The organism is Erwinia sp. ErVv1 (assembly GCF_900068895.1).
Classification (GTDB): Bacteria; Pseudomonadota; Gammaproteobacteria; order Enterobacterales; family Enterobacteriaceae; genus Erwinia.
Map to the genome: position 1 here is coordinate 45,744 of NZ_CDPK01000004.1, position 668 is coordinate 46,411.

Below are 668 nucleotides of genomic sequence, written 5' to 3' on the forward strand. Positions count from 1 at the left end.
GATGCAGCGTGCAATATTGCTGCCCCCTTTGGCCAGAACGGGATTAGTTGAAGATATTTACGGGGCCCAAAATTCGGCGGGGAAACGTTTTTAGCAGCGACGACGTAGCCTGAGGCCAGGCGGGGACCGTTGGCTGAGCGGACCGTCGAGCGCAGGGATGCGCGAGCCGAGCCCACACGGACGTGCTTGCGGCGTGTCCGNCATAAGGTCAATACCCACTCCGGTGACATGGCTTTGCACCCAGCCCCGCAACAACAGTAAACATCACAGATGCCAGTCACAGTTCCCAGTATGGGGTGGATCTTAAGGTCAAAACCTGCTCCGGTGATACGGCTATGTTGCGGCACTTAAGTTCAAAACCTACTCCGGTGATCAGGCTATGTTGCGGGTCAGAACGCCGGGGCGCCGTAAACCCATCCCTGGGGGCTTCACTGCCGCATCCCTGCGGCAAAGACCCGGCTTATCTGCTCCGCAACACCGCCTTCTGGCCGCTGAGTAGCCTGCCAGTGTTCTGGCAATGAGCGATCTAAGAACCTACGTCAGGGGCACTGGCTTTACGGCTTTCAAGGTCAAACCTACATCAGATGCAGCGTGCAATATTGCTGCCCCCTTTGGCCAGAACGGGATTAGTTGAAGATATTTACGGGGCCCAAAATTCGGCGGGGAAA